The 24,211-nt window shown below is 67.4% G+C and carries 28 protein-coding genes; 21 read left to right on the top strand and 7 right to left on the bottom strand.

Annotated elements, in window-relative coordinates:
* Positions 1 to 232: 232 nt before the first annotated feature.
* The gene (locus ABL308_13615) at positions 233 to 1,072 is read right to left on the bottom strand and encodes an enoyl-CoA hydratase-related protein (GenBank protein ID XBQ15981.1); all 840 of its coding nucleotides are present in this window, start codon (positions 1,070 to 1,072) and stop codon (positions 233 to 235) included.
* Between the two features lie 74 nt (positions 1,073 to 1,146).
* Positions 1,147 to 1,758, bottom strand: coding sequence for a hypothetical protein (locus tag ABL308_13610; GenBank protein XBQ15980.1), 612 nt, complete (start codon positions 1,756 to 1,758; stop codon positions 1,147 to 1,149).
* A gap of 132 nt (positions 1,759 to 1,890) precedes the next feature.
* Here ABL308_13610 and ABL308_13605 point away from each other — a divergent pair, with 132 nt between their 5' ends.
* The 5 genes from ABL308_13605 (at position 1,891) to ABL308_13585 (ending at position 6,221) form a co-directional block, all read left to right on the top strand.
* A complete protein-coding gene (locus ABL308_13605; GenBank protein ID XBQ15979.1) occupies positions 1,891 to 3,498 on the top strand; it encodes a carboxyl transferase domain-containing protein in 1,608 nt (535 codons plus the stop codon).
* A 39-nt stretch (positions 3,499 to 3,537) separates the two neighbouring features.
* Entirely contained in the window at positions 3,538 to 3,822 is a 285-nt protein-coding gene (locus ABL308_13600) for a nucleotidyltransferase family protein (GenBank protein ID XBQ15978.1), read from the top strand.
* A 26-nt stretch (positions 3,823 to 3,848) separates the two neighbouring features.
* Positions 3,849 to 4,169: a HepT-like ribonuclease domain-containing protein gene (locus ABL308_13595; protein ID XBQ15977.1), complete on the top strand. Its 321-nt coding sequence runs from the start codon at positions 3,849 to 3,851 to the stop codon at positions 4,167 to 4,169.
* 51 nt (positions 4,170 to 4,220) lie between these two features.
* On the top strand, positions 4,221 to 4,850 hold the full coding sequence (locus ABL308_13590) for a heme-binding protein (protein ID XBQ15976.1): 630 nt from the start codon (positions 4,221 to 4,223) through the stop codon (positions 4,848 to 4,850).
* 75 nt (positions 4,851 to 4,925) lie between these two features.
* Positions 4,926 to 6,221 (top strand): DUF3422 domain-containing protein, encoded by a 1,296-nt coding sequence (locus ABL308_13585; protein XBQ15975.1) that lies wholly within the window; start codon positions 4,926 to 4,928, stop codon positions 6,219 to 6,221.
* Here ABL308_13585 and ABL308_13580 read toward each other — a convergent pair.
* On the bottom strand, positions 6,218 to 7,612 hold the full coding sequence (locus ABL308_13580; GenBank protein ID XBQ15974.1) for a hypothetical protein: 1,395 nt from the start codon (positions 7,610 to 7,612) through the stop codon (positions 6,218 to 6,220). The two genes, ABL308_13585 and ABL308_13580, sit on opposite strands and share 4 nt — an antisense overlap.
* Positions 7,613 to 7,844: 232 nt before the next feature.
* Positions 7,845 to 9,404, bottom strand: coding sequence for a hypothetical protein (locus ABL308_13575; GenBank protein XBQ15973.1), 1,560 nt, complete (start codon positions 9,402 to 9,404; stop codon positions 7,845 to 7,847).
* Positions 9,405 to 9,743: 339 nt separating this feature from the next.
* Here ABL308_13575 and ABL308_13570 point away from each other — a divergent pair, with 339 nt between their 5' ends.
* The 11 genes from ABL308_13570 (at position 9,744) to ABL308_13520 (ending at position 18,563) form a co-directional block, all read left to right on the top strand.
* Positions 9,744 to 10,322 (top strand): NAD(P)H-dependent oxidoreductase, encoded by a 579-nt coding sequence (locus ABL308_13570; GenBank protein XBQ15972.1) that lies wholly within the window; start codon positions 9,744 to 9,746, stop codon positions 10,320 to 10,322.
* Between the two features lie 70 nt (positions 10,323 to 10,392).
* Positions 10,393 to 10,710: a hypothetical protein gene (locus ABL308_13565; GenBank protein XBQ15971.1), complete on the top strand. Its 318-nt coding sequence runs from the start codon at positions 10,393 to 10,395 to the stop codon at positions 10,708 to 10,710.
* 156 nt (positions 10,711 to 10,866) lie between these two features.
* Positions 10,867 to 11,244 carry a hypothetical protein gene (locus ABL308_13560; GenBank protein ID XBQ15970.1) on the top strand — a complete coding sequence of 126 codons (378 nt, stop codon included), beginning with the start codon at positions 10,867 to 10,869 and terminating at the stop codon, positions 11,242 to 11,244.
* 134 nt (positions 11,245 to 11,378) lie between these two features.
* Entirely contained in the window at positions 11,379 to 12,176 is a 798-nt protein-coding gene (locus ABL308_13555) for an enoyl-CoA hydratase-related protein (protein ID XBQ15969.1), read from the top strand.
* A gap of 72 nt (positions 12,177 to 12,248) precedes the next feature.
* The gene (locus ABL308_13550) at positions 12,249 to 13,046 is read left to right on the top strand and encodes a DUF817 domain-containing protein (protein XBQ17743.1); all 798 of its coding nucleotides are present in this window, start codon (positions 12,249 to 12,251) and stop codon (positions 13,044 to 13,046) included.
* A gap of 49 nt (positions 13,047 to 13,095) precedes the next feature.
* On the top strand, positions 13,096 to 15,066 hold the full coding sequence (locus ABL308_13545; GenBank protein ID XBQ15968.1) for an acetyl/propionyl/methylcrotonyl-CoA carboxylase subunit alpha: 1,971 nt from the start codon (positions 13,096 to 13,098) through the stop codon (positions 15,064 to 15,066).
* A gap of 74 nt (positions 15,067 to 15,140) precedes the next feature.
* The gene (locus ABL308_13540; GenBank protein XBQ15967.1) at positions 15,141 to 16,079 is read left to right on the top strand and encodes a cupin-like domain-containing protein; all 939 of its coding nucleotides are present in this window, start codon (positions 15,141 to 15,143) and stop codon (positions 16,077 to 16,079) included.
* 77 nt (positions 16,080 to 16,156) lie between these two features.
* Positions 16,157 to 16,927 carry a hypothetical protein gene (locus tag ABL308_13535; GenBank protein XBQ15966.1) on the top strand — a complete coding sequence of 257 codons (771 nt, stop codon included), beginning with the start codon at positions 16,157 to 16,159 and terminating at the stop codon, positions 16,925 to 16,927.
* Positions 16,928 to 16,936: 9 nt separating this feature from the next.
* Positions 16,937 to 17,353: a DUF1489 domain-containing protein gene (locus tag ABL308_13530; GenBank protein XBQ15965.1), complete on the top strand. Its 417-nt coding sequence runs from the start codon at positions 16,937 to 16,939 to the stop codon at positions 17,351 to 17,353.
* Between the two features lie 99 nt (positions 17,354 to 17,452).
* Positions 17,453 to 18,148 carry a hypothetical protein gene (locus ABL308_13525; protein XBQ15964.1) on the top strand — a complete coding sequence of 232 codons (696 nt, stop codon included), beginning with the start codon at positions 17,453 to 17,455 and terminating at the stop codon, positions 18,146 to 18,148.
* Between the two features lie 4 nt (positions 18,149 to 18,152).
* The gene (locus tag ABL308_13520) at positions 18,153 to 18,563 is read left to right on the top strand and encodes a hypothetical protein (GenBank protein XBQ15963.1); all 411 of its coding nucleotides are present in this window, start codon (positions 18,153 to 18,155) and stop codon (positions 18,561 to 18,563) included.
* Positions 18,564 to 18,583: 20 nt separating this feature from the next.
* Here ABL308_13520 and panC read toward each other — a convergent pair whose 3' ends face one another.
* Positions 18,584 to 19,456: a pantoate--beta-alanine ligase gene (gene panC / locus ABL308_13515; protein ID XBQ15962.1), complete on the bottom strand. Its 873-nt coding sequence runs from the start codon at positions 19,454 to 19,456 to the stop codon at positions 18,584 to 18,586.
* Between the two features lie 82 nt (positions 19,457 to 19,538).
* Here panC and ABL308_13510 point away from each other — a divergent pair, with 82 nt between their 5' ends.
* The 3 genes from ABL308_13510 to ABL308_13500 all read left to right on the top strand — a co-directional run bounded on the left by ABL308_13510 (position 19,539) and on the right by ABL308_13500 (position 21,535).
* Positions 19,539 to 20,063: a hypothetical protein gene (locus tag ABL308_13510; protein ID XBQ15961.1), complete on the top strand. Its 525-nt coding sequence runs from the start codon at positions 19,539 to 19,541 to the stop codon at positions 20,061 to 20,063.
* Between the two features lie 120 nt (positions 20,064 to 20,183).
* Entirely contained in the window at positions 20,184 to 21,068 is an 885-nt protein-coding gene (locus tag ABL308_13505) for a division plane positioning ATPase MipZ (protein ID XBQ15960.1), read from the top strand.
* Entirely contained in the window at positions 21,068 to 21,535 is a 468-nt protein-coding gene (locus tag ABL308_13500) for a DnaJ domain-containing protein (GenBank protein XBQ15959.1), read from the top strand. Before ABL308_13505 ends, ABL308_13500 begins: the two co-directional genes overlap by 1 nt.
* On the opposite strand, the gene ABL308_13495 is transcribed toward ABL308_13500, so the two are convergent.
* Complete coding sequence (locus ABL308_13495) at positions 21,532 to 22,767, bottom strand: D-alanyl-D-alanine carboxypeptidase family protein (GenBank protein ID XBQ15958.1); 1,236 nt, start codon at positions 22,765 to 22,767, stop codon at positions 21,532 to 21,534. The genes ABL308_13500 and ABL308_13495 overlap by 4 nt on opposite strands.
* A 263-nt stretch (positions 22,768 to 23,030) precedes the next feature.
* Positions 23,031 to 23,174 (bottom strand): hypothetical protein, encoded by a 144-nt coding sequence (locus ABL308_13490; protein XBQ15957.1) that lies wholly within the window; start codon positions 23,172 to 23,174, stop codon positions 23,031 to 23,033.
* Here ABL308_13490 and phaP point away from each other — a divergent pair.
* Entirely contained in the window at positions 23,173 to 23,613 is a 441-nt protein-coding gene (gene phaP / locus ABL308_13485) for a TIGR01841 family phasin (protein XBQ15956.1), read from the top strand. The genes ABL308_13490 and phaP overlap by 2 nt on opposite strands.
* Before the next feature lie 269 nt (positions 23,614 to 23,882).
* A complete protein-coding gene (clpS, locus tag ABL308_13480; protein ID XBQ15955.1) occupies positions 23,883 to 24,209 on the top strand; it encodes an ATP-dependent Clp protease adapter ClpS in 327 nt (108 codons plus the stop codon).
* Positions 24,210 to 24,211: the final 2 nt, after the last annotated feature.

The raw sequence follows: 24,211 nt of genomic DNA, 5'->3' as shown, positions 1-24,211 counted from the left end.
CTGCGCCACCATCCCAGCATCGCGCACCGCGGGCAGGAGACGAACTCCAGCGTGCGGTCGCCGTGCACGTAGCGATGCGGTTCGGCGTCCCATTCCAATCGGGTCTCCGACGGGTCCGCTTCACCCCACAGAGCGCCGGCCTTGCGGCAATAGCTGCAAGTGCAGGCGGTCAGCCAGGCTGGAGGCGCCGGCGTGCGCCAACGCAAGGCTCCGCAATGACAGGCGCCGTCGATCATTCCCGACCCATGCGATTGACCGGCGAGAGCGGTTTGAACGCGCCTTGCCGCTTTTCGCTCCGGGCGGCCATCGCCTCCATGATGTCGTCGGGACTCCATAACGAAGCCTGAAGCGTCATGGCGTGTTCGAGACTGTCGGCGAGCGAGTGGTCGCGGGCGTAGAGGAAAGAGCGCTTGGTGCCCGAGATCGTCAGCGGCGCCTTGCTCGCGATCTTCTCGGCGACCGCGTCGACATGCTCGCGCAGCGCCTCGGCATCATCGAGCACCGCGTTGTAAAGCCCGAGCTTTTCGGCGCGATCGGCGCCGAGCGTCTCGCCGGTGTAGGCCAGTTCGCGCGCGACGCCCTCGGGGATCAGCCCGGGCAGGCGCTGCAGTGTGCCCACGTCGGCGAACATGCCGATATTGGTCTCCTCGATCCTCAGCCAGGCGTCTTTCGTCCCGAAGCGCATGTCGCAGGCGGTGATCATGTCCACCGCCCCGCCCACGCACGGACCCTGCACCGCCGCGATCACCGGAAAGCGGGCGCGCTCGAACGCGGTGAAGGCGTCCTGAAGGGCGGTCGCCGCCGTCATGAAGGCCTCGCGCGCGCTGGCGCTGTCGGTCTTCAGTGCGGCCGGGTCGGTGAACACCGAGATGTCCATGCCGGCGGAGAAGACCGGGCCTTCCGCATCGAGAATCAGCACCCGGGTCTGCCCCGCGTCCGACAGCGCCATGACCGCCTCGGGCAGCTCGCGCCAGAAGGCCGGGGTCATGGTGTTGCGCTTGTCGGGGCGGTTGAGGGTCAGGCGCGCGATCGGGCCTGAGGCGTCGAGCGCGAAGCTTTGATGGTCGGGCATGGGAGACTCGCTGCGGCGGCTTTCGCCGAGCATCCACGCGGGCGCGCTGCGCTTCAAGGGGTCCAGGCTGCGGCCTAGGGTCCGGAATAGTACAGATGGAACGTGCCGCCGCGCTCGCGGTCATGCCAGATGCACGACCGGGTCTCGTAGTGGACCGGAAAGCAGAGCACGGTCCCGCCCGCCGATCGCGCGCGTTCGTAGATCGCTTCGGTGGCGACCGGGCGGATGGGGATCGGGTTTTCCGGCGCCCCGGCCGTCGCCTCGGCGAAGGGCTCCAGCGCATCGGCGTCGCGCAGTGACACGTTCTCGATGAACTGGTCGAGCAGCGGCTGCGCGCCGTCCCAGTCCTGCGCCAGCTTGAGCGCCTCGAGTTTGAAAGCGTCGGTGAAAAGAAGGCCGCCCCGGGGATCGCGGACAGTCACCGTGACCGCCGCTTCAGGGCAGGTCTCGTAGTCCACGGAAGCGCGGATGGTGTCCGGCGTTTCAGCGCCGGAAAACTCTATCGCGCGGGAGACGGAGGCGGTGCAGCCTCCTTGCGTATCAGACGCCGTCGCTTCCGATCGGGTCGCTCGTGCGTCCTCCTGTGCAGGCCGGGTTCCGCCGTTCGCGTCAGTGCAGGCGGCGGTCAGGACGGCGGCGCAGGCGAGCGGGACGAAGGCCGGGCGGGCGAGGCGGGAAGGGGGCATGACGGCTCCGGTCGGCGGCGTGCTTTCGATGCGAACCCGGCGCCCGGACGCAGTGTTCCGCACCGGGCGTTGAGAAAATCCGCGGAGCGGGCTAATCCCCGCGCCATACAAGATTTTCGCAAAGGCCCGCCCATGACCCGCCTCGCCACCCAGCTTGATCCGGCCTCCGACAGCTTCAAGGCCAACGCCGAAGCCATGGAGGCGCTGGTCGCCGAGCTGCGCGGGAAGACCGCCGAGGCCGCTTTGGGCGGAAACGAACGGGCGCGGGAAAAACACCTCAAGCGCGGCAAGCTGCTCTCCCGTGACCGGGTGCAGCGCCTGCTCGATCCCGGCTCGCCGTTTCTGGAGCTGTCCGCGCTGGCAGCGCACGGCATGTACGAGGGCGACGTTCACGGGGCGGGCATGATCACCGGCATCGGCCGGGTGTCGGGCCGCGAATGCGTCATCGTGTGCAACGACGCCACGGTGAAGGGCGGCACCTATTATCCGATGACGGTGAAAAAGCATCTCCGCGCCCAGGAGATCGCGCAGGAAAACCGGCTGCCGTGCATCTATCTGGTCGATTCCGGCGGCGCGAACCTGCCTCACCAGGCCGAGGTCTTCCCCGATCGCGATCATTTCGGCCGCATCTTCTTCAACCAGGCCAATCTCTCCGCTCAGGGCGTTCCGCAAATCGCCGTCGTGATGGGCAGCTGCACCGCGGGCGGCGCCTATGTCCCGGCGATGAGCGATGAAAGCATCATCGTCCGGAACCAGGGCACGATCTTCCTGGGCGGCCCGCCTCTGGTGAAGGCGGCGACCGGCGAGGTGATCTCGGCCGAAGACCTCGGCGGGGCGGACGTGCATGCGCGCACCTCCGGCGTGGTGGACCACTACGCCGCCGACGACGATCACGCGCTGCAGCGCGCGCGCCACATCGTGGCGGGGCTGAACACCGTCAAGCCGAAGCAGGTCTTCCTGGAAGACCCGCGCGAGCCGGCGATCGACCCGGCCACCCTGGGCGGGGTGATCCCCAGCGACGTGCGCCAGCCCTATGACGTGCGCGAGGTGATCGCGCGCTTGGTCGACGGCTCGGAGTTCGACGAGTTCAAGAAGCTCTACGGCGAGACGCTGGTCACCGGCTTCGCGCGGCTTCACGGCATGCCGGTGGGGATCATCGCAAATAACGGCGTGCTGTTCTCGGAAAGCGCGCTCAAGGGCGCGCACTTCATCGAGCTGTGCTGCCAGCGGAAGATCCCGCTTCTTTTCCTTCAGAACATCACCGGCTTCATGGTGGGCTCGAAATATGAGGCCGGCGGCATCGCCAAGGACGGCGCCAAGCTGGTCACGGCGGTCTCCACCGCGAAGGTGCCGAAGATCACGGTCGTCATCGGCGGCTCGTACGGGGCGGGAAATTACGGCATGTGCGGCCGCGCCTTCGGCCCGCGCTTCCTGTTCATGTGGCCGAACGCGCGCATTTCGGTGATGGGCGGCGAGCAGGCCGCGAGCGTCCTCGCCACCGTCAAGCGCGACGGCATGGAAGCCCGCGGCGAGGACTGGCCGGCCGAAGACGAAGAGGCGTTCAAGGCCCCGATCCGGGAGAAATACGAGGCGGAGGGCTCGCCCTACTACTCCACCGCCCGGCTCTGGGACGACGGCGTCATCGCGCCCGAAGACACCCGCCGCGTGGTCAGCCTGGCGCTGAGCGCGACGCTGAACGCGCCGATCGAGGACACGAAGTTCGGCGTGTTCCGGATGTAGGGATGACCGCCCGCCCGCGGCGGCGCTATACTGCCGCCCATGGACCCGGCAATCGAAAAGCTCAGAGCCCTCAAGCCCGAACTGCGCGAGCGCTTCGGCGTGACCGGGCTTGCGGTGTTTGGATCGCGGGTGCGCGGCGAAGCGCGGCCGGACAGCGATCTGGACATCATTTTGGACTTTGCAAGGACGCCGACCTTGTTCGGTCTGAGCGATCTCGATGATTTCCTGGTCGAGCGTCTCGGAGTGAGGGTCGACACGTTGACGCGAGGATCGATACATCCGGGCCTCAAGGAGGACATCCTGAAAGAGGCCGTCGCGCTATGAAGCGAGGCAGACCCTTTCTGAAGGACATGCTGCATTATGCTCAGGCTGCACTTAGACATGGCGGCGGGTATGAACTGGAAGAACTTGTCGCCGATGAAATGCGATATCTCGCCGTCCAGCGGGCGCTCGAAGTCGTCGGCGAAGCCGCGGCGAACGTGCCTCCCAGCGTGCAGGCTGCGCTGCCGGATATTCCGTTTCGTGAAGCGATAGGGATGCGGCACCGTATCATTCATGGCTACGCGACGGTGGATCCGATCGTCATCGTGCACACTGTGCGCAACGACCTGCCGCCCCTGATCACCGCCCTCGAAGCCGCGCTCGCCGAGCCGCTCCCTGACGAACGGTGAACTCCTCCGCCTCCGGCTTCGTATACCGCTCCATGACCGTGGAGCTCGCTCATGCGCCTTTTCGCTGTTCTCACCGCGCTGATCGCGCTCTTCGGCGCTTCCGCGATGGCGACTGAGGAGCCGGCCTATACGCGCGTCGACGCGCACGGCGATGTTGAGATCCGCGATTATCCCGCGCTGATCCTGGCCGAGGTCGAGATGACCGGCGACCGGCGCGAGGCGACAAATCGAGGCTTCCGGCCGCTGGCCGGCTACATTTTCGGCGGCAACGCGCCGCGCGAGGAGATCGCCATGACCGCGCCGGTGACCTCCACGCGGGCTTCCGGCGAGCGCGGCGAAGAGATCGCGATGACCGCCCCTGTGACGAGCGCGCCGGCGGGCGAGGGGCGCTGGACAGTCGCCTTCATCATGCCGGCGGAGTGGAGCATGGACACGCTGCCCGTGCCCGACGACGCGCGCGTGAGCCTGCGCGAAATCCCGGCGCGCCGCGTGGCCGTGATCCGCTTCAACGGCCTGATGGGCGAGCGGCGGATCGAAGACAAGCTCGAAGAACTTCAGGCCTTTCTGGCCGAGCACGGCCATGAGGCCCGCGCCGCGCCGACCTATGCGGCCTATGACCCTCCCTGGATCCCCGGACCGTTCAGGCGCAACGAAATCTGGATCGAGATCGCGCCGGGCTAGGGCGGTCGATCGCCGGAACGCTGGGCAGACGGGCCGGGCTCGTCTACCGTTCATGCAGAAAGAAGGGCGGGGCGCATGACAGAATGGCGCGACCACGAGGCGCGAGCGGGGCTGCTGGGCGAGTTGCACGCCCGGCCGCGGCCGGCGGTGCCTGCGCCCGGGGCTGCGGCCCGGATCGACCTTCAGACCACCCCCGGCGAGGCGGCCCGTCATGTCGGCCGGCTACGCGACCGGCTACAGGGCAGGGGTGAGCCGCTGCCCGAGACCGGGTCGCGCCATCACGTCTACACTGAAGGCGAACTGCGGGTCGTGTTCGAGCGGCACACCGAGTTCGTCTCCTACACCGTGTTCGACGATTCGCCCGGCGCGGCCTTCGAGACCGATATTCTCGCCAAGGCGCCGGCGGACGCGTTCGAGGGGCTGCCCGGCGGCCGGGTGTCGGCCATCCGCATCCATATTGAGAAAAGCACCGACGGCGCGCTGGACGAGAAGCTGGCCGAGCGCGTGTTCGGTCACGCCGACTTTGCCGCTAGCCATATAAGGGGCGGCGACGCGGCGCTGGCGTCGGACTTCAGGCCCGACGCGGACGGCTTCATCCGGTTTCTGGTGTTTGATTCAACGCCCAGCGACGTGGTGCGCGGACGCATGGTGCAGCGGATCTTCGAGCTCGAAGCCTACCGGATGGCGGCGATGCTGGCTTTGCCGGTGGCGCGCGAGGCGGGACCCTTGCTGGAAAAGCTCGAAGCGGAGATGGACACCATGTCCGACCGCATTGCGGCGGGGCCGCACGCGGCCAAGGACCGCGACATCCTGCAAAGGCTGACCCGGCTCGCCGGCGAGGCCGAGCGGCTGCGCGCGCGCGGCGACTTCCGCTTCGGGGCGGCGAAGGCCTACGGCAACATCGTCCAGGACCGTAATCTGCGTCTGCGCGAGGCGCGGATCGAAGGCCATGAACGGGTCGGAGTGTTCATCGAGCGCCGTCTGGCGCCGGCCCTGAAAACGTGTGAGGCGATCGCCACGCGCCAGCAGGCCGTGGCCGAGCGCGTCGACCGGGGCGTGCAGCTTCTGGCCACCCGCGTGCAGGTCGATGTCGAAGAGCAGAACGCCGAGCTTCTGGACGCGATGAACCGCCGCGCCGCCGCCCAGCTGAAGCTGCAGGAGACGGTGGAGGCGCTCTCCACCGTGGCGATCACGTATTACGCGGTCGGCCTGATCTATTACGTGGCGCAGGGGCTCGATGAGGCGGGCTGGGGCGTCAATCCGTATCTGGTCGCAGGGATCGCGACGCCGGTGGTGTTCTTGACCGTCCTGGCCGGCGTGCGCCTGGTGCGCCACTGGCTCAAGCGCCAGGGCGAGGTCGACGACGACTAGAAGTCCATCGTGCTGCGCGGGATCACCGCGAGCTGAAGCGCGTCGGGATTGTCGCCGTAGGTGCGGCCCCAGATCACCTCGATATCGCCGCGGCTGACGCCGGCTTCGGCCAGCGCCCTGACCAGCTCGCCCGCGCGGTCGGCGAAGCGGGCGTCGAAGCTGTCGCCGCGCACGGCGATGACTTCACCGGGCGTACCGGCGAACTCGGCGGCCACTTCGCGCACGGCGGCTGCGGCGTCTGAGTCGAGCGCCACGCGCGACCCGGCGAACCGCACCGGCCTCAAGGCGCGGGCGCGGTCTTCGTCGGCGCGCCAGTCGCGGTCGAAATACCGGTCGTAGCGGTCGGCGTAATCGGTTTCCGCGCTCTCGGAAAAGGCGCTGCGGAACCAGCTGCGTTCAGGCTCGGGCTCAAGCTCGGCGAGCGTCATGGTCGGCGCGCCGAGCAGGCGGCGGCGGGCGGCCTTTTCAAGCGCGCTCGCATCGGCGTAGCGCTCGGCGAGCTGCTGGGTCACCGCTTCGTCGCTGCCGCCGGCGTCGAAGCCCTCGACAGGTTCGGCGAGCTGGAGCTCGTCTTCGGCGCCTTCGACAGGCTCGGGTTCGACGCGGTCGCTTTCCGTATCGGTGTCAGCGTTCTCGCTGCGTTCGGCGCCCAGGCCGAGCGCTTCGAGCGCGCGGCGGCGCGCTTCGCTGATCCGGCCGTCTCGGTCTCGCGCGCGTTCTTCAAGCGCTTCGAAATCGGGCTCGGCGTCTTCAGCCTGCTCGGCGTCCAGGCGCTCGCGTTCGGCTTCCAGACGGGCCTCGCGGCGCGCTTCAGCGCGCTCGGCGGCCTCCTCGCGGCGGCGTTCAGCCTCTTCCTGACGCCGCTCGGCACGTTCCTGCATGGCCTCGCGCGTGGCTTCGGCCTGACGGCGGGCTTCCTCCGCCCGTTCGCGCGCAGCTTCACGCTCCTCTTCGGCGCGCTCTCCGGCGGCCTCGCGTTCTTCTTCAGCGCGCTCACGTGCGGCTTCTCGCTCCGCCTCGGCGCGTTCGCGAGCCGCCTCAGCCTCATTATCGGCCTCGGGTTCAGGCTGCGGCTCGGGTTCTGGCTCGGGTTCTGGCTCGGGCTCGGGCTCGGGTTCTTCCTGGGGCGGCCGGATCAGGCTTTCGGCCTCGTCGACCCAGCCCATGCAGCTCTGCACGTCGCCGCGCTCGCTCCAGCCCGCAGCGTGGTCGAGTGCGGTGCGGAAGGCCGAGCGGTCAGTGATCGCCTCAGGGGTCCTTTCGGCCGTGATGCGCAGGGCCTCCACGCGCTCCATGCACGCCTGGGCGGACGCAGGCGCGCTCGCCAGCGCGATCGCGCCGGTGGCGGCGCTTACAAGTGCGGCGGCGTGTAAAGTGCGGTTCCGGGCCATGTTCGTCTCCTCCTCTGCGCGGCGCCTCCGGGCGTCGAGGGATCGACGCGGGTGCGCGCTGCAATCGGGGTGTTGACTTGATAAAGCCCTGTGTGCGCCGCCGTTCCGGCTCCGTTCGGGCATGCCTGCAATCGGCGATCGGTTCCAAGACAGGCGCATAAGCAAGCGGCGGGGCCTTCCGGCCCCGCCGCGGGGATGGTCCTGCGATGTGCTGGACGTTCCAGGAGGGGGACTAGTACGTCCACGCCTCGGCAGGGACCACCTGAAGCTCGAGCGCGTTCGCGCCGTAGTCATAGGCCGGGTCGTAGACCACTTCGATCTGGTCCGAACCTACGCCGTAGCCGGCGAGCTCGTCGGCGATATAGGCGGTGCGCTGGTCGAAGATCGCGCGGTCGCCATAGCCCGACAGGGTGACGATGAGATCGTCGTCGCCGTTAAGCGCGGTTGCGGTCTCGTCGATCACCGCGACGTAATCCGGGTCGAGTTCGATCGCGCGGACATCGTAATAGACCGGCTCGACGATCAGGGCTTCGACCTCGTAGTCGGTCCCGGCGGCGTAATCGACGTCGACGGAGGCTTCAGTCTCGCGGCGAATGTCGATCTCGGCCTGGGTCTGCATCCGGGCGTCCACGAGCGCGCCTTCCTCGGCCTCGATGGCCACGGTGGGCTCGCCGGTGGTGACGTCGACGCGGGCGCGTTCCTGGCTCACGGCGACTTCAGGGGCGGCCTGGCTGACCGACACGTCCGGACGGGCCTGGCTGACGGTCACGTCAGGCGTGCCCTGGCTGACCGAGACTTCCGGCCGCGCCTCGGTGACCGTGACGTTCGGCTGTTCGGTGGACACCGTGACGTCCGGCTCCTGCTGGATCACGTTGACGTCCGGACGGCGGGTCTCGACGCGCACGTCGGGCTCGGCCTGGCTCACGCGGACCTGCGGTTCGGCGGTCTCGACGGTGACTTCAGGCTCGGGCTGGTAGACTTCCACTTCCGGCTCGGGCTGGCTGACCGTGATCTGCGGCTGGTGCTGCTCGATCTCCACGATCGGCTGGTGCTGCCGGATGGTCACTTCGGGCTGGGGCTGCTCGATCATCACTTCAGGCTGGCTCTGGCGAACCTGGATGTCGGGCTGGGCCTGCTGAACGGTGACTTCGGGCTCGGGCTGTTCGACCACGACCTGCGGGGCGGCGGCCTGCACGTTCACCCGCGGTTCGGGCTGGGTCACGGCCACGTCGGTCTCGGCCTGCTCGACCGCGACGCTGGCGCGGGGCTGCTCGACGATGACGTCGGCGGGACGCTGGGTGACCGCCACGTCGGTGGCTTCGGTGCGTACGTCGACCTGGGCTTCCTGCGGGGTCACCTCGACCTGGGCGGGATTGGTCTGCACGGCGACCTCGGTCGCGTCGGCGTCGGCGAACAGCGCGGCGTCGGCGTCGTAATCGACGTCTGTGTCGCGCTCGGCGGAGACGATCGCGCCTTCGACTTCATAGCCGATGGCCGCGGCAGTCTCGACATCGACGTCGCCGTCGATCTGCGCGCGGGCTTCGTCCAGCCAGAGCGCGCAATTGGCGTCGTCGCCGGCGTCGGACCAGCCTTGCGCGTTTTCGATGGCTTCGGCGAAAGCCGCGGCGTCGCGGACGCTCAGATCGCCGTTCTCGAGATAGACGGCGAGTTCGCGGGCCTGGCGGTCGCAATCCATGTAGCCGGCGGTCTGCGCGGTCGCGGCTCCGGCGCCGATGGCGGCGGCCGAGGCGCCCATGAGGAGCGTGCCGAGGATGGTGGATGTGCGGGTCATGAAGAACTCCTTGCACTGCGTCTGCGGGGTTGACTGCGGCGGGCTCGATCGCCCGATGTTCCAAGGCGGAAAAGGCCGAGCCCCGGACAGGGTTGCTGTTCGCTGACACCTCGAAGACGCGGCGCCGGGGGCTGGGCTGCGCTTGCCGTCCGCCGCGCTGCGGCGCGCTTGATTTTCAGGGCTCAGGCGCGGTCTGCGGGCAGGGCGGTGCGCCATGCCCGCCGCTCGGCTCGGCCGCTGCAATTGCCGGGTTGAAAGACCCTGCGACCTTCAGTCGGCTCGACGGGCCGGGCAGCTTCGATCGATTTTCAACGGGCGTCACAAGACAGGGAGCCCGTCATGCGCATCTGCCTGGTCAACGCCCATCCCGATCCAGCGCCGGAGCGCTTCTGCCACGCGCTGGCGGCCGCCTACCAGTCCGGCGCCGAAGAGGCCGGCCACACCGTGGACAGGTTCGACGCCGGCGCGCTGGACTACGGGTTTCTAGAGAGCGCAGCGGCGTTCGACGCGGCTCCGCCTGACGCGTTCAAAGCCGTCCGCGAGGCGCTGAGCGCGGCGGACCATTTCGTTTTCATCTATCCGCTGTGGCTGGGGACGCTTCCGGCGAAGTCCAAGGCCTTCCTCGAACATCTCGGCCGGGCGCATTTCTTTCTCGACACGCAAAACGACAGCTCGAAATGGCCGGCGCAGAAGATGAACGGCAAGTCCGCGCGGGTCATCGTCACCATGGGCATGCCCGGCTTCGCCTACCGGCTGTTCTTCGGATCGCACTCGGTGAAGGGGCTGGAGGCCGGGATCCTCAAGCTCTCCGGCTTTTCGCCGGTGAAAGACAGCGTGTTCGGACTGGTCGAGGCGGGGCCGGAACGCCGCGCGGCCCTGCTCGACGAAGCCCGCAAGCTCGGCGCGGCGGGCCGGTGAGGGCTTGCCGCGAGCAGGGTTAACGGTCACCCTGCCGCTCGGGCGGGCTTGTCCGAGAAGGGGGGACGATATGGATTTCCTTTACCAGGTGCTGGACTTCTTCCAGGCCGGCTTTGATCGCGTGAACGCCGTGCAGGGGCTGATCATCGCGCTGGTCGCGGCGTTCCTGATGCCCGACTGGAAGCGGCTTTTCGCGTTCACGCTGGGCGCCACGGTGGTCCACGTGCTGGTCGACACGCTGTTGCCGGTGGTGGCCAGCGGCGCGGCGCTTCAGCTTCCTGACGTGCTCGAAGGATGGTTCTGGCGCTACGTCGCCAGCCTGCTCGCGGGCTATCTGGTGGTGATCGCGCTGCTGATGATCGTCAGGAAGCTGATTTTTAAGCGTTAACCTTAACGCGGCCCGAGCGTGTGATTTCTGCGACGGTTCGCGCCGGAGCAGGCGAAAAATTGTGTCCGGAACGCTGTTTTCCTTGCATTTTGTTAACTTTCGGGCACGCTTCGGCATCGTGAGCGGCCGAGAGCCGCCGAACGAGGGGATAGTGGTATGGAATTCGTCGATCAAATCTGGGCGTATCTCGCCCCGGTCTGGGCCTGGCTGGTCGAAGGGGTGGCCGCGTTCGCGCCGCAATCTGCCGACGGCACGATCAACTGGCTGTTTCTGGGCGTTCAGATGGGCGTGATCGCGCTCGTCATGGCGCTGCTCATGCCGTCCTACGGCGCGATCCTGATCTTCACCGTGGCGAGCCTGATCGTGCACGTCGTCGTCGATCAGGTTCTGCCGATGGTGCGTGACGGTGCGAGCTTCGCCATGCCGCCGGTGACCGACATGGCCTATTGGCAATATCTGGCCTTCGGCGCGCTGGCCTATCTGGTCGGCCTGACGGTGCTCTACATCATCAAGTCGATCGTCCTTCCGCGCTAAGCGTGACGGACGTATCGCCGGGTTCGCCCGCCGCTCCATAACGGGGCGGCGGGCTTTCGGCGTTTCAGGGACTTGGCCGCCCGGGCCGGACGGCCTATGCATCGCAAAACACAGCGATTGAAGGGAGACCGGCCATGGCGATCGAGGACGAGGTTCTGCTGGAGGTGACGCCGGGCGGCGCGGCGATCGTAACGCTCAATCGCCCCGACAAGCACAACGCCTTCAACGCCGACATCATCGCCCGGCTCAGCGACATCTTCGAGACGCTCCGCGCCAACACCGACGAGGCGCGCGTGGTCTTTCTGCGCGGCGCGGGAAAGAGCTTCTCCGCCGGCGCCGACCTTGAATGGATGAAGGCGGCTGCGGACTGGACCCATGAAGACAACACCGAAGACGCGCTGGGTCTCGCGCGCATGCTGCACCGGCTCTACGACCTGCCGCAGCTGACCGTGGCGCTCGTTCAGGGCGCGGCCATGGGCGGCGGCGCGGGGCTGATGGCGGCCTGCGACGTGGCTGTGGCGGTCAAGGACGCGAAGATCCGGTTCTCCGAAGTGCGCCTGGGCCTGACCCCGGCGACGATTTCGCCCTTCGTGGTCCGCGCGATCGGTCCGCGCTACGCCCGCGCGCTGTTCGCCACCGGCGAGGGCTTCGACGGCGCCTTCGCCCACCAGATCGGCCTCGCTCAGTATGTCGTCGACCGCGCCGACGACCTTGATGAGATGATGGAGCATCTCGCAAAGCTCGCCTTCAGCGCCGCGCCAGGCGCTGTGTCGGACGCCAAACAGCTCGTCGACATGGTCGCCGGCGAGGAGATCGACGAGGGCCTGATGCGCAAGACCGCCCGCCAGATCGCGGACCGGCGCGTCAGCGCCGAGGGCCGCGAGGGCCTCGCCGCCTTCCTTGAAAAGCGCAAGCCGGGCTGGGCGGAGTAGAGGCGCTTGGCCTTCTCGCCGCGCACCGAGCGCGCGCTTCACGCCTTCCGATCGGCGCTGCACGACCGTTTCGTGCGCGGGCCGGTCACAGGGGTGCTGTTCGAGTTCGTCGCCTTCGGGATCAAGCAGGCCTGGGCGTGCCTGTTCGGCGGGCTGATGCTGGCGCTCTTGCTGGCGAGCTTCCTGTTCTGGCCCGAAAACGCGCCGCTGGCGCGCTACGACGCGATCACGCTCGGCGCAGTGGCGATCCAGATCGGCATGCTGGCGCTCAGGCTGGAGACCCTGGCCGAGGCGCGGGTCATCGCGGTCTTTCACCTCGTCGGCACCGTGATGGAGATCTTCAAGGTCCATGCCGGCAGCTGGATCTATCCCGAGGTCGACGCGGCGGTCCTGCAAATCATGGGCGTGCCGCTGTTTTCAGGCTTCATGTACGCCGCGGTGGGCAGCTATCTGGCGCGTGTCTGGCGAATCTTCGAGTTCCGCTTCGACCGGTTTCCGCCGCTCTGGCTGCAGGCGCTGCTGGCCGTGGCGGCGTATGTGAACTTCTTCACCCACCATTACACGGTCGATGTTCGCTGGGCTCTGTTCGCGGCCTCCGCAGCGATCTACGGGCCCTGCGTGGTCTGGTTCCGGCCGGACGAGAAACATCGGCCGATGCCGCTTCTTCTGGGGCTGGTGCTGGTCGCGCTGTTCATCTGGTTTGCTGAAAACATCGGCACGTTCGCACGCGCCTGGAGCTATCCCGGACAGGAGCTGAGCTGGCGCCCCGTGCACATCGCCAAGCTCGGCAGCTGGTATCTGCTGATGCTGATCAGCTTCGTGCTCGCCGCCGCCGTCAGAGAGCGCGAGGGGCGCTGCGCTTGCCTATGAGCCGCGCATGACGCACAACGCGGCCCGATTTCAGACCTACGGATCGCCGATGATCAAGAAGCTCCTCATCGCCAATCGCGGCGAGATCGCCCGCCGCATCATGCGCACCGCCCATCGCGAAGGGATCGCGACCGTCGCGGTCTATTCCGACGCTGACGCAGAGGCGCCCCATGTGCGCGAGGCGGGCGAGGCGGTGCGGCTGGGGCCCGCGCCGGCGCGTGAGAGCTATCTGCTCGGCGACAAGATCATCGAGGCGGCGAAGCAGACCGGCGCGGACGCCATCCACCCCGGCTACGGCTTTCTGTCGGAGAACGCGGGCTTCGCCCGGGCCTGCGCGAAGGCGGGGATCGTGTTCGTGGGGCCGAGCCCTGAAAGCATCGAGGCGATGGGTCTCAAGGACCGCGCCAAGAAGCTGATGGAAGACGCCGGCGTGCCGGTCACGCCGGGCTATCACGGCGAAGAGCAGGACCCCGCCCACCTTAAAGAGCAGGCCGACAAGATCGGCTATCCGGTCCTGATCAAGGCGGTCGCCGGCGGCGGCGGCAAGGGCATGCGCAAGGTCGAGGAGGCGGACCGCTTCCTTGAAGCGCTGGACAGCTGCAAGCGCGAGGCGTCATCGAGCTTCGGCGACGACCGGGTTCTGATCGAGAAGTTCATTTCCAGCCCGCGCCATATCGAGGTGCAGGTGTTCGGCGACACCCACGGCAACGTCGTGCATTTCTTCGAGCGCGACTGCTCGCTGCAGCGCCGCCATCAGAAGGTCATCGAGGAGGCCCCAGCGCCAGGCATGACCGAAGACGTGCGCGCGGCGATGTGCGAAGCGGCTGTGCGCGCGGCCAAGGCGGTCGACTATGTCGGGGCCGGCACGGTCGAGTTCATCGTCGACGGCTCGGGCCCGCTTCGCAAGGACGGGTTCTATTTCATGGAAATGAACACCCGTCTGCAGGTCGAGCATCCCGTAACCGAAGAAGTCACCGGCTACGACCTGGTGGACCTTCAGCTTCAGGTCGCCGCCGGCGGCGAGCTGCCGGCCCAGGAGAATATTTCACTGCACGGCGCGGCCATGGAGCTGCGTCTGTACGCGGAGGATCCGGCCAGCGGCTTTCTGCCCTCCATCGGCAGGCTGGAGCGGCTGCGAATCCCCGACTACGGCGTCCGGGTGGACTCCGGCGTCCAGCAGGGCGGCGAGGTGACGCTCCATTACGACCCCATGATCGCGAAGATCATCGGAACTGGCCCGGACCGCGATCAGGTGATCGAGAACCTTCTCGAATTCGTCGACGGCGCCCTGAGCGTCTGGCCGGTGAAGACGAACGCCGGCTTCCTGCGCCGCGCGCTCGACCATCCCGATTTCCGCGCGGGGAACGTCGATACGCGCTTCATCGACGCGCGGCTGGACGAGCTGGCGCCGAAGGACGCCCCGGCGCTCAGCTATGCGGTCGCCGCGCTCGTCATGGCCGAGGGCGGGCCGCTGTCGGGCGCTGCGCAGGACCCGTGGGCCCTGCGCGACGGCTTCCGGGTGAATTCGGATCCGTTCATTGAAGTTGGTCTGGATGCTGGCGGGGAACGCCGCCCGGTCCGGCTGACGTTCACGAAGAACCGGCTCGAGGCTGCGGTGGGCGACACGGTGCTGGTTCTCGACACGCCGGCGTTCGAAGAGGGCTTCTTTGAAGCGAGGATCGACCGCCGTGCGGTCAGCGCACGGTACGAGCCTCAGGGCAGGGCGGTTCTGGTCAACGCCTTCGGGGAGACCCACCTGATCGAGCGCTATAACCCGGCCGCGCTCGCCGAAGCGCTCGACGCGGGCGGGCAGATCAAGGCCCCCATGCCCGGCAAGGTTCTTGCGCTGAAGGTGAAGCCCGGCGACAGCGTGAAGAAGGGCCAGACCCTCGTCGTGCTCGAAGCGATGAAGATGGAGCACGCCCTGACCGCCGGCGCGGACGGCGTGGTCGAGGACGTCCCGGTCAGGGAAGGCGCCCAGGTCGCCGACGGCGCGGTCCTGGTGGTGCTGGGCGAGTAGGGGTTCCGGCACGCAGCTTGCTGCTGCTCGTCGCGGGACGCCCCTTTCGTCCCGAAACGCGACGGAGGCCCCTCATGACCGAGCCTGTTCTGATCGACTGGAACGACGAGAAACGCGACGAATTCCGCAACGGCGTGGTCCGCGCCCGCCATAGGCTGCACCTTGCGCCGGAGTTCACCGATCTCGCGCTCGCCGCGCTTTTGAACCGCCATCCGCGCGAACTGATCGACTATTGCACGATGGGCGACGACCCGGCCGACCGAGAGAGCTGGCGCGCCGGCGATCCGGGCCAGGCCGATGGACGCACGCTTCTGGAGGCGGTGCGCCAGGGCAAGCTCTGGATCAATCTGCGCGAGGCGATGAACACCGACCCGGTCTACAAGCCGCTGTTCGAAAGCCTGTTTGCGCAGATGCGCCGCCTCAACCCCGGCTATGCGCCGATCCGCGCCTATGGCGGCATCCTGATCAGCTCGCCCAAGGCCCAGGTCTTCTACCACGCCGACGTGTCCGAGACGCTGCTGCTGCACGTGAAGGGCAGGAAGCGGTTCCGCATCTATCCGCCGCGCGCACCCTGGATCGCCGACGAGAGCATGGAACAGGTGCTGCACAAGACCCAGACCGAGGACATCCCGTTCGATCCGGCCTGGGACAGGGACGCGGCGCTGGTCGATCTCGAGCCGGGCGATTTCGTCAGCTGGCCGCTGCACGCGCCGCACCGGGTGGAAAACCTCGAAGGCCTGAACGTGTCGATCACCTGCGAGGTGGTGACCCGTCAGTCCGTGATGAAGAACGCGGTCCTGCACGCCAACGGTGCGCTGCGGAAGATGGGCTTCACGCCGAAATCCTCCGCGCCGACCGGCCTGCCGGCCTACGCCAAGCTGGCTCTGTCGAAGACCTGGAAATTCGCCGAGAAGGTCACCGGCGCCGCGGCCCGGCCGCTGCCGAAGTCGGAATCCACCTTCGACGTCGATCTGGCCAGCGAAACCGGATACCGCGACCGCGCGCCGGCCTGAGCCTTTCGGGAATTTCAGTTCGCCGGGGGCGCTCCGGGCTGTAGGCTCTTACAGGTCTTCAGAAAGGAGCGCTCCCGATGCGCCGTCTCTGCCTCGCCGTCGCGATCGTCATCGGCTTCACGCCCGCTGTCATGGCGCAGCTGCCGCCCATGCTCGACGCCGCGCTTTCGATCGAGACCGAGCCCCGGAAGGTCGAGCGGATCGAGATGCGCATCACCAAGGGCGAGGACTCCGTGCGCTTCGAGACGCGCCCGGCGCCTGACAGCGGCACGACCTATACTTTGCTCGAACCCGCCGAGGATGCGCTGAACGAGGCGCAACGCGAAATCTGGGAGGACGCCCGCGCGCCTGACGAGGATGAGGCGGCCGAGGAAGGCGCCGAGGAGGAAAGCGCCTCGCTCAGCCTCACTGGATTGGCCGCCCTGCGCGGGGTGATCGGAACGCAGGTGAGCGAGCTCGGTCTTCAGGACGGGCTGCACGTGTTCGGCTTTACGCCTGCCGGTCTGCCCGGTTCGGACGAGACGCCGAGAGCCATGCTCGAAGCGCTGTCGGGCGAGGTCGCGGTCGATCCCGAGACCGGCGCGCTGGCGTTCTTCCGGTTCTTTGCAGAAGACAGCTTCAAGCCCAACATCGCCGCGCGGATCGACGATTTCGAGATTCGCCAGAGCTTCATTCACGATCCTGAACTGGGCGGCCCGCGCCCTTCCGTCATGACCATGTCGCTCAGCGGTTCGGCGGCGTTTCAGCGCTTCGAGCAGTCGATGAAGATGGAGACGCTGCACATCGACTGGGCTCCGATCGGCGAGGCGCAGTCCGCCGATCTTGGCGCAGGGGCTGAGTCGCCCTAGCTAGGGGGCATGCCGCTTCATCTGGTCAAACTCTGCGTCGGCGCGGACGGGATCGAGGATCTCGAAGCCTGGCGCGACAAGGTCGCGCCCGGCGGCCGGCCCATGCCGCACACCACCCGCATGACGCCCAAGCGGGCGAAGGAGCTGCTCGACGGCGGTTCGCTCTACTGGGTGATCAAGCGCGTCATCCAGTGCCGCCAGCGGGTGATCGAGCTTGAGGAATTTACAGACGAGGCCGGCGTCAAGCGCTGCACGATCTGGCTCGACCCCGAGATCGTCCGCACCGCTCCCAGCCCCAAGCGTCCCTTCCAGGGCTGGCGCTATCTCAAGGCCGAGGACGCGCCCGCCGATCTCACCGTGCACACCGGCGGCGAGGACCTGCCCGACGATCTGCGTCAGCAGCTGATCGAGATCGGCGCCTGGTGATTTCCGCCAATCAGGCGAGCTGAGCGTATTGCGATAATGCCTGGTTGCGGCTATTCACTGGCCTCAGGCATCGGGGCGGCGGGGCGTTAAAGCGTTGTGGTGAAAGTCGAGGACGGATCGTTCGAGCAGGCGAGGCGTTTTCTTCAGCTCGACCACCGCACTTTCGGACAGCTGCACAGTATCCTTGAGCGAGCTGTCGGGGATCTGTGCGACTCCGCTCCCGAATGGATACTCTCACCGCGCAAGAAGACGTTGACGTTTGAGCAGGCCTACAAGAATCCCATACGGGCCGCCATCGCGCTCGATTTCGTCTTTGTCGAAAGCGACTATTTGCTGGTGGACGCAAAGTGCTTGCGCATGCCGGAAGAAAAGCAACGCCAGGGTCGCGCCAGACAATTCCTGAGGGACCTTTACGCAATTTCATATGATATCAATCTCCAGACTGTAGTAGCCTATGCTAACGAGTTGTACGGCGGGTTTGCATGGGCGCGGTGTGGCGGCGTTCCGAAAGCACCCAGCCTCGTGAGGTCGGAGTTGTTGCGGAGGGCGGAAAGGCTCGAAGCCATGGGCGCCTGGAGTTCTGAGGAGCGAGATGAGGCGCAGGCATTAGTTAAATCGACAAATGATCTTTTGCTGATGCGTGCTGCGTCGTCTTATCGGAATTTTGGGGGGCGGGAACTGGGTCTCGAATGGTTTGCGGAAACGCGCCTAGGCGCCGCCCTCGCTTGGGACGCAGTTTGGCCTCTTGATAACGCAGTAGCCCGCAAACACCTCGAAATCTGTCTGAACGGGTAGCTCAATGTCCTATCGCATACCGAAGTACCAACCGTCGCGTGAGTATGTGAACTCGCCCGGGACCGTAGACGCGTTTTCTCTCGATTTTGGGCCAAAGGCCGACGTAGAGCATTTCGTCGCGCGGGCGATGGAGATCGTATTGTCCCGCGCCACGCATGCCGAACGGCCTGGCTTTGATTTTATCGAGGAGACTTTGAAATCGGACGTCTCGATCGGTGATCTTCGAAGCGAAAATGACCTGCCGAACGATGTCGTTACGGACCATCAGCTCGCACTCGTCGTCGCGGACAAGTGCGGGTATTCAGCGGTCGAGCTGAGTAATATTTGCAGGTCCGACCCTGCGGACGTCGAGGGCTGGATACGCAATTTCCGGAACAAAATCGCGACCCGACTTTGTGCGGCCGAAGGCCCCTGAACCGGGATCGCTAGCGCCGCTCAGCCCGCGGGCCCGGCCGCCATGTTGTCGATCAGCCTGACGGGACCCAACCGCACCGCGGCGAGCACGCGGGCTTCGCCTTCGATCGGCGCGTCCTGATCGAGCGGGGCGAGGGTGTGCGCGTCGCGCACCGTCAGATAATCCACGGAATCAAAGGCGGCTTCGGCGCGTTCGAGCGCGGCGGCCTCGACTGAACCGACGTCCGCGCCGGCTTCGAGCCGGGCGGCGCATTCGGCGAGGATGACGTTGAGTTCGGCGGCGCGCTTGCGGTCTACGTCCGACAGGTACGCGTTGCGCGAGGACAGGGCGAGCCCGTCCGGATCGCGGCGGGTTTCGCCTGCGACGATCTCCACGCCGAGATCGAGATCGGCGGCGAGGCGCCGGATCACCAGAAGCTGCTGGTAGTCCTTCTCTCCAAACACGGCGAGGTCGGGGCGAACCTGGTTGAGGAGCTTGGTGACCACCGTGGCGACGCCGGCGAAGAAGTGCGGTCGGGCGGCGCTCTCAAGGTCCTCCGCGGGTCCTTTCAGGCTGACGGTCGTCGCGAAGCCGTCCGGATACATGGCCGGAGCGTTCGGCGCGTAAAGAAGATGGCAGCCGGCCTTCGTGAGCTTTTCGGCGTCGCTTTCCAGCGTGCGCGGATAGGCGTCGTAATCCTCGCCCGGCGCGAACTGGGCGGGATTGACGAAAATGCTGACCACGACCCGGTCGGCAAGTTCGAGCGCCTGCTCGACCAGCGCGATATGACCGCCGTGCAGCGCGCCCATGGTCGGCACGAAGCCGATCCGCAGGCCCTGCGCCCGCCAGCGCGCGATCTCCTCACGCAGGGCTGCGGGGTCGTGAACGGCGGGCAGGGGCAGGGAGGAAGGCATGGACGGCTCCGCAAAAAGGCGCGCGGACGCTATCGCCGGGCTACAGGGGGTGCAAGAGCGCGACTCGCGCTAGGAAAGCTGCATGATCCGCACGCTCGCCTCCGCCAGCTGCCTTGCGCTCGCCGCCTGCGCGACCACGCCCGAGCCTGCGCCGCAGAGCCGGGCGCAGGCGCTGGCTGCGTTGCTGGTGGAGACCGAGCGCACCGATCCGATGCGCCTGGCCTCGGCCGAACCTGAACTATCCGCGCTCGAACGCGCGCTGCGCGCCGCGCCCGAGCCTGAACCGGTCGCCGAGGCCGAACCGACGCCGCTCGCGCCGCCGCCTGCGCTCGCGGGCGCGCAGAGCCTCATGCATGCGGTTCACGTCGCGAGCTATCGCGAACACCGCCACGCGGTTTCCGGCTGGGCCGAGCTGACCGCGCGTCACCCGGCGCTTCAAGAGACCCGGCCCAGGCTGCAGCGCGTCGATCTCGGCGATCGCGGCGTTTTCCTGCGGCTCAAGGCCGGACCGTTTACTGACGCGGAGTCGGCCCGCAGCGCCTGCGCAGCGATCGAGGCGAGCGGGGAATGGTGCCAGGTGCTCGACTTCACCGGCGAGCCGCTCTGACCCCTGACGGGAAAGCCACACCCCTGACCGGCGTGCAGCATCCCTACCGCTGGCCCTTCGCCCACCCCATATGACTGGTGTATGCCGACTTTCCGCCACAATTCGGGGGATTCGGAATTCATGAGCCCGCTCGCCAGCGCCGACATCGTCAAACCTGCAGGCCAGGCCCCGGCTGGGCCGGGGGCGGCGCACGTCATCGTGGTCGGCAACGAAAAGGGCGGGGCGGGCAAGTCCACCGTCGCCATCCATCTCGCCATCGCGCTGATGCGTATGGGCAAGGCGGTGGGCGTGATCGATCTGGACGTCCGCCAGGCGAGCCTGTCCAGGCATCTCGACAATCGCCGGACCTGGTCTGAGAAGCGCGGGCTGAAGCTGCCCACGCCTGCCGAGGCGCGCCTTCCGATCTCCGAAGAGCGGAGCCTGGACGCGCGCGAGGCCGAGGAGAAGGCCGCCTGGGAGGCCGCGCTCGCGAGCCTCAAGGAGAGCTGCGACTATATCGTGATCGACGCGCCGGGCGGTGACACCCACTACGCCAGGCTCGCCCACGCCGCCGCCGACACGCTGATCACGCCGATCAACGACAGCTTCGTCGATTTCGCCCTGCTCGCCGACGTCGATCCGGACACCTACGAGGTGGGCCGTCCGAGCATCTACGCCGAGATGGTCTGGGAGTGCCGCAAGCGCAAAGCGATGACCGACCGCCGGTCGATGGACTGGGTGGTGATGCGCAACCGGGTCTCCACCCTGGACGCCAAGAACAAGCGCCGGGTCGGCAAGGGTCTGAAGGCGCTGTCCGAGCGCATCGGGTTCCGGCTGGCGCCGGGCTTTTCCGAGCGCGTGATCTATCGCGAGCTGTTCCCGAAAGGGCTGACGCTCATCGACCTCACCGAATCAGGATCGACCGCAGGCTTCACGATGAGCCATGTCGCGGCGCGTCAGGAATTGCGCGAATTGCTGATCGTTCTCAAACTGCCCGGTCTTGAAGGAGCCCGGATCCCGTTCTGATGAGCCTGCTGTTCGCCGTCATCGCCGTCCTCGGCGCGCTCGCCGCGATCGGCTGGGCGTTCTCGCAGGCGAAGACCGAGACGGCCGCGCAGGGCGTGCGCATGGTGCTGGGGCTGGGTGGGCTGATCCTCGGGGTTCTGCTCACCGTCCGCGGGTTCGCCGTGATCGGCGGGCCGATGATCGCCGCCGCGCTCGGTTTTCTGGGCGTCGCCGCGCGCAAGGCCGCCGGCGCCGGGACGCGCTCGGGCGCAGAGCATGACCGGACCGGCGGAGGCGGGCGGTCGCGCAGCGCAAGGATGAGCCGCAAGGAAGCCGCCGCCGTCCTGGGCGTATCGGAAACCGCCGACGAGGCCGAAGTGCGCCGCGCCTATCGCGAGATGATGAAGAAGGTGCACCCTGACGCGGGCGGTTCCGACGCACTGGCGGCCAGGGTCCAGGAAGCGCGCGACGTGCTGCTGGGCCGTTAGCCGCCCGAAGCGACGACGAAGCAGGCTTCTCCGCGCGCGCTCAGCGTGGCGCAGGCGCTGCGTGCGGCGTCGGCGCTGAGCCCGGCGAAACGGGCCCGCCAGAGCGTGCGGCCGCCCGCCTCCAGCGGTTCGGCGACGGGCTGGGCGTTTCCGAGCTGCGCCGATGCCAGCCCGGCCACGGTTTCGAGCCGCGCTGCGGCCGCTGCGCGGCTGCCGTATGCGCCGACCTGGACCGACGCCGCGCCGCTCATCGCCACTCGCGCCGGCGCGGCGGGTTCGTCGTCGAAGGTCACGCGCGCAGGCGGGGCTGCGCCGCCGGCCGAGCCCATCGCGGTGGGCCCAGGGGCGCCGCCGAGCTCGGCGGTGAGGATCTCCATCTCCCGGATCGGGTTGATGCGCGGAATGTCCAGCGAGGCGAAGCTGCGCGCCTCGTCTCGGGCGGCGAGGGTGACGTAGCTCGCCTCGACAAGCTCGCGGGCGTGGGCGTCGCGCGCGCCCTGGCTGGCGCCGCCCATCACGACCGCGACGAGCCGGCGGCCGTCGCGCTCGGCGGTCACAGCGATATTGAAGCCCGAAGCGCGGATATAGCCGGTCTTCAGCCCGTTCACGCCCGGCGTGCGGCCCACCAGCGTGTTGTGCGTGCGGTGCGTGACGCCGTTCCAGCGGAAGGTCGTCTCGCCGAAATAATGGAAGAACTGCGGAAAATCGCGCTGAAGGGCATAGGCCAGGCGGGCCATGTCGCGCGCGGTGGTGTGCTGGGCGCGGTCGGGCAGGCCCGAGGCGTTGCGGAACACGGTGTCGGTGAGCCCGAGCCGCGCCGCGCGCTCGGTCATGGTCGTAGCGAAGGCGCTTTCTGTCCCACCCAGATGCTCGGCGACGACCACGGCGACGTCGTTCGCGCTTTGCACGATGAGCGCGCGGACGGCGTCCTCGACCCTTATCGCGCCGCCTGAGCGAAGGCCGAGCTTCGAGGCGGGGCGGGAGGCGGCTTCGGCGGATACGCTCATCTCGGTGTCGAGGGTGAGTTCGCCCGCCTCGATCGCCTCGAAGACCATGTACAGGGTCATCATCTTGGTCAGCGAGGCGGGATAGCGCTGCGCGTCTGCGCGGCGCGCGTGCAGCACCTGGCCTGAGTCCATGTCGGCGACGAACGCGGCGTAGCGGTCCTGCGCGGCGGCGTGCGGCGCGGCGAACCAGAGACAGGCGATCGCGGTCAACAGAAGACGGAGCATGGTGTGAGCATGCCCGGACTGCCTTTCCGCCACGTTAACTCAAGGGTTTGCGTGAAAAATGGTGCGCCGCACAAAAATCACTTGAAACCCGGACCCGAAATGGCGATATTTGCTGCAGCTGCGAAACGCAGCGTGCGAAGGAGCGATGTGATGGCGAGCGAGAACACGCCTGACGGCGCTGAAACGGTCACCCCTCCGGCCGCCGAGTCGGCCGCGACCGCGAAACCCGCCGGCGAGAAAGCCCACGCTCAGCAAGCGAAACTTCAGACGGCTCGCAAGGCCGCCCAGAAGCCGAAGACCGAACCGAAACCCGAGCCGAAGGCGAAATCGGCGAAAGCCCGGGCGAAAAAGCCGTCGAGCCCCCGCAAGCCTTCCGCCCCGCGCAGATACACAGGAGACTCCGCCATGGCCGCCGCCAAGAAAGACGCCGCGAAAGAGACCTTCGAAACCATGACCGCCGCTTCGAACGAAGCGGTCAAGGAAGGCTTCGAGAAGTCGCTCAACGCCATCAACGAATTTTCCGCCTTCCAGAAAGACACCGTCGATGCGGTGATCGCCTCTGCGACGGCGACCTCGAAGTCGATCGAGGAGATGAACTCCGCGACCATGGCTTACGCTAAGAAGTCGATGGAAGACGGCGTCGCCGCGGCCAAGACGATGGCCGGCGCGAAATCGGTCCAGGAACTCATCGAGATCCAGGCCGACTACGCCAAGTCGTCCCTCGACGCCTACCTGTCGGAAGTGAACAAGCACACCGACCTCATGAGCGCCCTGGTCAAGGACGGCTTCAAGCCGCTCAACGACCGCATGGCCGCCGCCGTCGAGGCGATGCAGTCCCAGCGCTAAGCGCGACAAGATCGCCCGGCGCGCCAGCAACGGATGCGCCGGGCCCCGTGTCCTCCCTGACTGGTCCGGCCCTCGCGCCGGACCTTTTTTTTGGCGCTGCGGCAGGCGGGGGAGAACAGGGCGGGCCCCCGTGCGTTGAAGACACGCCGGCAGGTTCGGCTGCGTCCGGCGCGAGACGGGGGCTTCCCCCGGGCCTGCGGATGCATATTTAATCTAAGGCGAGGCAGACGGACGGGCCCGCTTATGGCGGGCTTCCGGCGAGACGGCGGATGACCGAACGGAAAAATCCACAGTTTCCTGGACGCGGAACAGGCGTGGCGGTGAAGCCGCGCACGCGGACTAAACGCCCGTCAATGTACAAGGTCTTGCTGCTCAACGACGACTACACGCCGATGGAGTTCGTCGTCGAGGTCCTGGTCCGGATCTTCCACAAGAGCCAGGAAGACGCGACTCGCATCATGCTCCATGTGCACCAACATGGAGTCGGAGTGTGCGGCGTATTCACATACGAGGTGGCCGAAACCAAGGTCGCCCAGGTGATGGACGCGGCGCGCCGAGCCCAGCACCCTCTGCAGTGCACGATGGAAAAGGATTAGGC

It is taken from the genome of Oceanicaulis sp., from assembly GCA_040112665.1.
Classification (GTDB): domain Bacteria; phylum Pseudomonadota; class Alphaproteobacteria; order Caulobacterales; family Maricaulaceae; genus Oceanicaulis.
The sequence above is the reverse complement of the archived record's forward strand: the minus strand, read 5'-3'. Positions and strand labels throughout refer to the sequence as shown.

Bases quoted from the DNA above. Each gene is read 5' to 3' on its own strand.
- ABL308_13590 (XBQ15976.1), top strand. From the start codon at position 4,221: ATGCGCCTTTTCGCTGTTCTCACCGCGCTGATCGCGCTCTTCGGCGCT.
- ABL308_13490 (XBQ15957.1), bottom strand. From the start codon at position 23,174: ATGGCGGAGTCTCCTGTGTATCTGCGCGGGGCGGAAGGCTTGCGGGGG.
- ABL308_13580 (XBQ15974.1), bottom strand. From the start codon at position 7,612: ATGGCCCGGAACCGCACTTTACACGCCGCCGCACTTGTAAGCGCCGCC.
- clpS (XBQ15955.1), top strand. From the start codon at position 23,883: ATGACCGAACGGAAAAATCCACAGTTTCCTGGACGCGGAACAGGCGTG.
- ABL308_13610 (XBQ15980.1), bottom strand. From the start codon at position 1,758: ATGCCCCCTTCCCGCCTCGCCCGCCCGGCCTTCGTCCCGCTCGCCTGC.
- phaP (XBQ15956.1), top strand. From the start codon at position 23,173: ATGGCCGCCGCCAAGAAAGACGCCGCGAAAGAGACCTTCGAAACCATG.
- panC (XBQ15962.1), bottom strand. From the start codon at position 19,456: ATGCCTTCCTCCCTGCCCCTGCCCGCCGTTCACGACCCCGCAGCCCTG.
- ABL308_13535 (XBQ15966.1), top strand. From the start codon at position 16,157: ATGCGCCGTCTCTGCCTCGCCGTCGCGATCGTCATCGGCTTCACGCCC.
- ABL308_13530 (XBQ15965.1), top strand. From the start codon at position 16,937: ATGCCGCTTCATCTGGTCAAACTCTGCGTCGGCGCGGACGGGATCGAG.
- ABL308_13615 (XBQ15981.1), bottom strand. From the start codon at position 1,072: ATGCCCGACCATCAAAGCTTCGCGCTCGACGCCTCAGGCCCGATCGCG.
- ABL308_13505 (XBQ15960.1), top strand. From the start codon at position 20,184: ATGAGCCCGCTCGCCAGCGCCGACATCGTCAAACCTGCAGGCCAGGCC.
- ABL308_13560 (XBQ15970.1), top strand. From the start codon at position 10,867: ATGGAATTCGTCGATCAAATCTGGGCGTATCTCGCCCCGGTCTGGGCC.
- ABL308_13600 (XBQ15978.1), top strand. From the start codon at position 3,538: ATGGACCCGGCAATCGAAAAGCTCAGAGCCCTCAAGCCCGAACTGCGC.
- ABL308_13570 (XBQ15972.1), top strand. From the start codon at position 9,744: ATGCGCATCTGCCTGGTCAACGCCCATCCCGATCCAGCGCCGGAGCGC.
- ABL308_13520 (XBQ15963.1), top strand. From the start codon at position 18,153: ATGTCCTATCGCATACCGAAGTACCAACCGTCGCGTGAGTATGTGAAC.
- ABL308_13540 (XBQ15967.1), top strand. From the start codon at position 15,141: ATGACCGAGCCTGTTCTGATCGACTGGAACGACGAGAAACGCGACGAA.
- ABL308_13545 (XBQ15968.1), top strand. From the start codon at position 13,096: ATGATCAAGAAGCTCCTCATCGCCAATCGCGGCGAGATCGCCCGCCGC.
- ABL308_13595 (XBQ15977.1), top strand. From the start codon at position 3,849: ATGCTGCATTATGCTCAGGCTGCACTTAGACATGGCGGCGGGTATGAA.
- ABL308_13500 (XBQ15959.1), top strand. From the start codon at position 21,068: ATGAGCCTGCTGTTCGCCGTCATCGCCGTCCTCGGCGCGCTCGCCGCG.
- ABL308_13555 (XBQ15969.1), top strand. From the start codon at position 11,379: ATGGCGATCGAGGACGAGGTTCTGCTGGAGGTGACGCCGGGCGGCGCG.
- ABL308_13565 (XBQ15971.1), top strand. From the start codon at position 10,393: ATGGATTTCCTTTACCAGGTGCTGGACTTCTTCCAGGCCGGCTTTGAT.
- ABL308_13585 (XBQ15975.1), top strand. From the start codon at position 4,926: ATGACAGAATGGCGCGACCACGAGGCGCGAGCGGGGCTGCTGGGCGAG.
- ABL308_13605 (XBQ15979.1), top strand. From the start codon at position 1,891: ATGACCCGCCTCGCCACCCAGCTTGATCCGGCCTCCGACAGCTTCAAG.
- ABL308_13575 (XBQ15973.1), bottom strand. From the start codon at position 9,404: ATGACCCGCACATCCACCATCCTCGGCACGCTCCTCATGGGCGCCTCG.
- ABL308_13510 (XBQ15961.1), top strand. From the start codon at position 19,539: ATGATCCGCACGCTCGCCTCCGCCAGCTGCCTTGCGCTCGCCGCCTGC.
- ABL308_13495 (XBQ15958.1), bottom strand. From the start codon at position 22,767: ATGCTCCGTCTTCTGTTGACCGCGATCGCCTGTCTCTGGTTCGCCGCG.